Origin of the sequence: Clostridium sartagoforme AAU1 (genome assembly GCF_000401215.1) — a bacterium.
GTDB classification, from domain to species: Bacteria; Bacillota; Clostridia; order Clostridiales; family Clostridiaceae; genus Clostridium; species Clostridium sartagoforme.
Window position 1 is genome coordinate 41,684 of sequence record NZ_ASRV01000213.1, and the last position, 6,492, is coordinate 48,175.

The 6,492-nt window shown below is 28.2% G+C and carries 6 protein-coding genes and 1 tRNA gene; all 7 read right to left on the bottom strand.

The window, feature by feature from the left end:
• Positions 1-8 precede the first annotated feature (8 nt).
• The 7 genes from A500_RS17035 to A500_RS17065 all read right to left on the bottom strand — a co-directional run bounded on the left by A500_RS17035 (position 9) and on the right by A500_RS17065 (position 6,395).
• Positions 9-1,388 carry a TldD/PmbA family protein gene (locus A500_RS17035; protein ID WP_016208811.1) on the bottom strand — a complete coding sequence of 460 codons (1,380 nt, stop codon included), beginning with the start codon at positions 1,386-1,388 and terminating at the stop codon, positions 9-11.
• 1 nt (position 1,389) lies between these two features.
• Complete coding sequence (locus A500_RS17040; RefSeq protein ID WP_040437090.1) at positions 1,390-2,346, bottom strand: hypothetical protein; 957 nt, start codon at positions 2,344-2,346, stop codon at positions 1,390-1,392.
• Positions 2,340-2,873, bottom strand: coding sequence for a hypothetical protein (locus A500_RS17045; protein WP_040437092.1), 534 nt, complete (start codon positions 2,871-2,873; stop codon positions 2,340-2,342). Before A500_RS17045 ends, A500_RS17040 begins: the two co-directional genes overlap by 7 nt.
• Before the next feature lies 1 nt (position 2,874).
• A complete protein-coding gene (locus A500_RS17050) occupies positions 2,875-4,203 on the bottom strand; it encodes a sensor histidine kinase (protein ID WP_047000218.1) in 1,329 nt (442 codons plus the stop codon).
• A 56-nt stretch (positions 4,204-4,259) separates the two neighbouring features.
• Positions 4,260-4,940, bottom strand: coding sequence for a response regulator transcription factor (locus A500_RS17055; protein WP_016208813.1), 681 nt, complete (start codon positions 4,938-4,940; stop codon positions 4,260-4,262).
• 90 nt (positions 4,941-5,030) lie between these two features.
• Positions 5,031-6,116, bottom strand: a complete 1,086-nt coding sequence (locus A500_RS17060; RefSeq protein WP_016208814.1) for a polysaccharide deacetylase family protein — start codon at positions 6,114-6,116, stop codon at positions 5,031-5,033.
• Positions 6,117-6,320: 204 nt separating this feature from the next.
• Positions 6,321-6,395: transfer RNA gene (locus A500_RS17065), tRNA-Asn, on the bottom strand.
• Between the last annotated feature and the right edge of the window lie 97 nt (positions 6,396-6,492).

Here is a 6,492-nt window from a genome sequence, read left to right on the forward strand (position 1 = left end):
ATTCCCCCTTATCTTCCACCTACTGTTATTTCTTTAACTCTAATCATAGGTTGACCTACATTAGTTGGAATACTTCCTGAAACAGATCCACACATTCCTTGTCCTTGTGCTAAGTTCTTGCCGACCATATCTATATTCATTAACACTTCACTACCTTTACCAATAAGGCTAGCACCTCTAACCGGCTCTTGTATTTCTCCATTTCTTACTATATACCCTTCTGATACTGCAAAATTAAATTCTCCTGTTACTGGATTAACTGAGCCACCACCCATCTTCTTAGCATATAACCCATCTGATATTGATTTAATAATTTTATCTTCATCATCATTTCCTGCTGCAATATATGTGTTTGTCATTCTTGAGGTAGGTGAAAATTTATAATTTTGTCGTCTTGAGCTTCCAGTTGCCTCCATACCCATTCTTCTTCCATTTAATTTATCAATTAAGTAGCCCTTTAATATACCATTTTCTATTAGTATATTTTTCCTTGTTTTATTACCTTCATCATCTATATTTAGTGATCCCCATGCATTAGGTATAGTTCCATCATCAATTGCAGTAACTTTTGATGATGCTATTTGCTTTCCTAACATATTAGTAAATACTGAATTTCCTTTTGCCACGGCAGTTGCTTCTAATGAGTGCCCGCAAGCTTCATGAAATATAACTCCACCAAACCCATTATCTATTGCTACAGTCATCTTGCCAGCTGGACAATTTTTAGCATGCAACATAGTATGTGCAACTCTTGATGCCTCTCTTCCGTAATATTCTGGATCAATGTCATTAAATAATTCAAATCCCTTATGTGCTCCAGGACCTTCAAAACCTGTTTGATTTTCTCCATTTATAGATGCTACAGAACTTATTGATAATCTTGTTCTAACTCTTTTATCCTCTGTAAGTAATCCTTCCGTATTAGCTATTAATATATTTTGTTCCTTATCTAAATATCCAACAGATACTTGAGTTATTTCATCATTATATTCTTTTGCAGCTTTATACCCAGTTTTCATTACCTTTATCTTCTTTTCAATGCCAATTGAAGAAGGCATATATATTATTGGATTATTATTATATATAGATTTTTCGTTTAAAACTATGCTTATATCTTCTTTTAATTCCCCAAGAGCCAATGCTGCTTTTTGTGCTGTGTCTAATAAAGACTCTAGATTAGTATTATTTGTATAAGCATACACACTTTTTAATCCTTTAAAAATTCTTATACCTATTCCATGAGTCCTTCCAGATATAGAATTCTCTACTTTTCCATTTAAAATACTTATAGACGTATCTAAAGTATCTTCTTCAAAAATTTCTGCAAAATCCCCGCCTGTTATTAAACATCTAGCTAATACACTAGATAATATATTTTTTGATAACATATTATTCATCCTCCATACTTGTTTGTTTTCCATCTTTAAATGCCTTTGCCCATGAGTCTACATAACTTCCACTTGCCCATTCGGCCATTATTACCTCTTCCCCATCACTTAATTGTATATTCATGAGAGGACTACCCTTTATATTTCTATCTTCCATTTCATAAACTGATATTTTATCGCTAAATACTATAATAGCTATTCTACCTGTAGGCGCTGTATATATATCTTTTATGAAAGGAAAATCATCTATCAAATCTCTCCACGAAACTAATAAAGTATCATAATTTAATATTTTTTTACTTGGACTTATTGATATTCTATATTCTATTCCATCATTATTATTATCTATAGCCGGAATATTACCTACTAAACTCCATTTTCCTTCAATTCTCTTTATTGTAAAATTACTATAGTTTATATTTATATCTAATAAATTCTTTTTTTCATCTGGTAAAGTATCTATAGTTTGATTAAATTCTTTTTTATATTTTTCCTTAGAATCAATATTATATATTTCCTCGATATTAAGTCCATTTCTTGAATTTATATTATCTATAGGTACAGTTTGATATATAGGAAACTTATTTTTAAAATTATCTCCTTCATATTTCTCTATGGATATATAGTCATTTGAAACAAAATTAATGTTCTTATAGACATTTGTAGTTTCTCTCTCCAGTAATTGGTCTTCTTCTCTTCCATCTAATGGTTTAGCTGTAAGGTATTCAATATGATGATTAATGTCATTATTTATAATTTCACTACTAATACTCCATATTCCACTCATCCTTGGAAAAATTATATTATTTTTTTCTATTATAGGTTGTAATGTACCATTTTTAAATGATATCCATAATGTTTTATATTCCTCATTAGTATAATTTCCATCATCCATTAATCTTCTTGGTGTTTTCATTCCTAACATTACCCCTACTGCACTATTATAGTCCTCTAACACTTCATCTTCTTTAACTTCACTACTAATAATTTCAGTTTTTTGGGGCTACTATCTTTTTTAATTAATTTTAATATTAATCCATCATAAAACAAATATCCATTTGACTCATCTATTAAAATGAATTCTCCTATTATTGTATTGGAGTCAATTATAGATATTACATCAAACTTAGATCCTTCATCTACCAAGTCCTCTAATTTTAAATTAAATTCATATGATAAAGTATATGTTTTATCAACAATCTTTAATTTATATTTAGGATTTATATATGTTTTATTTAATATAGTAATATCTTTATTGGATATATTAATTTGTGAATCTTCTAAATCTAGAACTTCATTCTTATTTTCAATCTCATTATCTATTATATTAATATAATCAATATTCCATATCCCCTCTATTTGAAGATCATTATTATAAGGTGCTTTTATTGCTTGTGTATCTTTTCCATTTACCTTACTACAACCAGTAATTATTGTAAATATAAATATAATCCCTAATAATAAAACTTTTTTAATTATATTCATATCATTCCTCCTCATTTATTGGAATAATAATTTCAACTTTAGTTCCTATTCCTATCTTACTATATATATTAAGTACTCCTTGATGTAATTTAATTATTTCATCACAAATAGATAATCCTATTCCATTTTGAGATTTAGAATTTTTCCCCTTGAAAAATTTTTCTTTTATTCTAGGTAAATCTTCTTCTGATATACCACATCCATCATCTTCAATTATAAATTTTACTTTATTATTAATTTTTATAGTAGTAAATTTTATATTTCCATCTTCTTCTGTAAATTTTAATGAATTATCTAATATATTTATGAATACTTGTTTTAATCTGTTACTATCAACATACATGTTCCCATTAGCTTCTGTTCTGAACTGCAAATTTATTCTCTCTTTTTTTGCTCTTGGACCCATGAAAGATTGTATGTGATTTATAAAATCAACTATGTTAATACTTTTTAAGTCTATAGTTACCTTTTCATTAATGAGTCTTGAAAAATCTAATAATTCTTCTACCATTAATGATAATCTATCTGTTTCTTTTTCTATTATTTCAAAACCAAGTTTCAATGTATCTTTATCTGTTTTATCATTGTTTAATGTTATAGTCCACCCCTTTATCGCTGTTAACGGAGTCCTTAATTCATGTGAAACCGACGATATAAATTCATTCTTTAGTTGCTCTCTTTTTGATATTTCATTTGCCATGAAATTTAAGGTGTTTGATAGTTGCCCGATTTCATCTTGACTACTAATGCTACTTCTTATATTTAAATTCCCGCTCCCCATCTTTTCTGCAATCTCTTTTAAATATTTTATAGGATTTATTATACTATTTGCAAGAAATACTCCTAAAATCATTCCTATTATCAAAACTGCTATTGATATACCTGAGAAAATAACCATAATGTTAGTTATTACTGCATCAATGGCTTCTAATGATGTTATAAATCTAATTAATCCTATTATATCTCCATCTATAATTAGTGGATATGATACTGCCATTACTTTATCATCATAATAATCTACTTTTCCAATCCACCTTGCAGCTTCGCCCTTTAAAGCCTTTGATATATCTGGAGTACTAATTAACTTGTCATCCTTAATTCCAATAGAATCCATTAAAAGATTTCCATTAGAATCAAAAATTTCAACTTGAACATTATTTTCATTCCAAAAAGTATCTATATTATCATAAATAGTTTCTGACAAGGATCTTGATGAAAAATACTTGTTATAAAAATTAATAGATACTTGAATTCGACTTTTCAATAAATCTTCTGTATTGTCATAATAATATTTTCTAACAAAAATAAGTAAAAGAATATTTAAAAACATTACTGTTGAAAAAATTATTACAAATATTCCTTGAAGCAATTTATTTCTTATACTTTTTACTCTTCGGATTTCCACCTATATCCTATCCCCCATATCGTTTCTATATACTTTGGCTCAGAAGCATTTTCTTCTATTTTAGATCTTAATCTTCTTATGTTTACATCTATTATCTTTGCATCACCAAAATAATTTTCTCCCCAAACCAAATCTAATAGTTCATCTCTTGTAAATGCCTTGTTAGGATTTTCTAAAAATATCTTCATAAGTAAATATTCTTTTGGGGTTACATCTATTTCTATACTGTTCTTTAATATTTTCTGTGAATATAAATCTATTATAAATTCTCCTAATTCTAGTTTTTCTTTATCCTCTTCTCCAAGTCTTCTAAGAAGCGCCTTTATTCTTAAAACCACTTCCAATGGATTAAATGGTTTTATTATATAATCATCCGCACCATACTCTAATCCCATAATCTTATCCATATCTTGACCCTTAGCTGTTAGCATTATTATTCCCATATTAGGAAATTCATCTCTTAATTTGCTGCAAACCTTGAACCCATCTATCCCCGGTAACATAACATCTAAAATTGCAATTTTAGGTTTTTCTATAGCTGCAAGTTTTAAGCCTTCTTCTCCTGTTGCCGACTCTATTACTTGAAGATTATTTCGTTGTAAGTTTATTTTCAAAAATCCCCTTATACTGTCTTCATCTTCTACCAATAATATTTTATTCATTCTATCACCTCTAACTATAATAGTATTATTAACTATTTTAATTTCTTATAATCTTTAAAGACAAATAAGAGACGGATACCCGCCCCTTTATTATTTCAATGTTCTAAACTCAAATCCTTCTTTTTTTAAATGATCTATTGCACTTTGTAAATATTCAACAGTCCCTTTTTTAGAATCTGTATCATGCATTAATATAATTATAACATCTTTATCTCCAACAGTTTCTTTTAATTTATCTAATAGGTATTCCTTTGGGAAATCTTTTCCTTCTGCATCACCATTTAAAGAATTCCAATCCATTTGATATATCCCTTTACTCTCTAATACCTTGTCCAATTCAGCTGTTCCATTCCAACTAGCATGTCCGCCAGGCATTCTTATTAAACGTGTTTTAAAGTTTTTTCCAAGAATATCTTTTAATATCTTATTATTCTTCTCTATATCTTTCATAAATGCTTCAACATCTACTATTCTATTTGGATAAAGTATTGAATAATTATGTGAATATCCATGATTTGCTATAGAGTGTCCTTCTCTTGCCATCCTTTTCAATAAATCAGCTGCTTTATCATTATTCTCTATTGAAGTACCTAATGTAAAAAATGTAGCTTTAATAGAGTTGTCTTTTAGAATATCTAATATTTTCCTTGTTGAGTGCCTAGATGGCCCATCATCAAATGTTAAATATGCAACTTTTCTGTTGTCATCTCTATAAAAATTCCACTTATACATTGTTTCTGGAAGAATAACTGAAGCATCATCTGCATTAGAATCATTTTCTAATGTAAGATATTCTCCATTCTCTATTTTATTAGAATCTTCATTAACTGATTTTTCTTCCTCCATTGTATTTCCTACATCCTCTTTATTCTCCTGATTTAAAGTTTCCCCATCAGCCACAAAACTTTCTTCTTGCCCTTGCTTCTCATAATTTTCCTGATTTTTTTCAATATCAGAGGTTTCTTCTTCTAAATAACTATTTTTATCATTAAAAGGTTGTGTACCATCCTTATTTGTATTATTAAATACCTTATTAATTATTGTTTGAGCATTAGTATAAATCAAGTTTTCTCCAAAGTCGCTTATCCCTACTGATATTATAAATATAGATATTACTAACACAAATGTAAATAATATGAATCTCTTCTTATTTCTTATTCTAGTTTTTTTACTCATAAATTTTACTCTTCCTACTCATGTTTTATTGTTTGTCCTTATAATTCAATTATATAGGAGTTTTTTCGCCAAATCATTACAATTTGTTAAACAATAGTTACGAAAAAGTTACATTATTATACATCTTATTACATTCAGTATATAAAAATAAAAGAGTTTTATAACAATAGACTTAATCTACTCTTATAAAACTCTTATTTTTAATGGCTCCGTGGAGAGGATTCGAACCTCCAACCTATCGGTTAACAGCCGAGTGCTCCACCATTGAGCTACCACGGAATATTATAATATTTCAGATTGTTCTCTGAAAATTGCACATAAATGACAATCAAAATCTTTGATTTTGCTCTCTATTTTACAAACCTTCTTTGTTTTG

Bases quoted from the DNA above. Each gene is read 5' to 3' on its own strand.
- A500_RS17035 (WP_016208811.1), bottom strand. From the start codon at position 1,388: ATGTTATCAAAAAATATATTATCTAGTGTATTAGCTAGATGTTTAATA.
- A500_RS17045 (WP_040437092.1), bottom strand. From the start codon at position 2,873: ATGAATATAATTAAAAAAGTTTTATTATTAGGGATTATATTTATATTT.
- A500_RS17050 (WP_047000218.1), bottom strand. From the start codon at position 4,203: ATGTTTTTAAATATTCTTTTACTTATTTTTGTTAGAAAATATTATTAT.
- A500_RS17055 (WP_016208813.1), bottom strand. From the start codon at position 4,940: ATGAATAAAATATTATTGGTAGAAGATGAAGACAGTATAAGGGGATTT.
- A500_RS17060 (WP_016208814.1), bottom strand. From the start codon at position 6,116: ATGAGTAAAAAAACTAGAATAAGAAATAAGAAGAGATTCATATTATTT.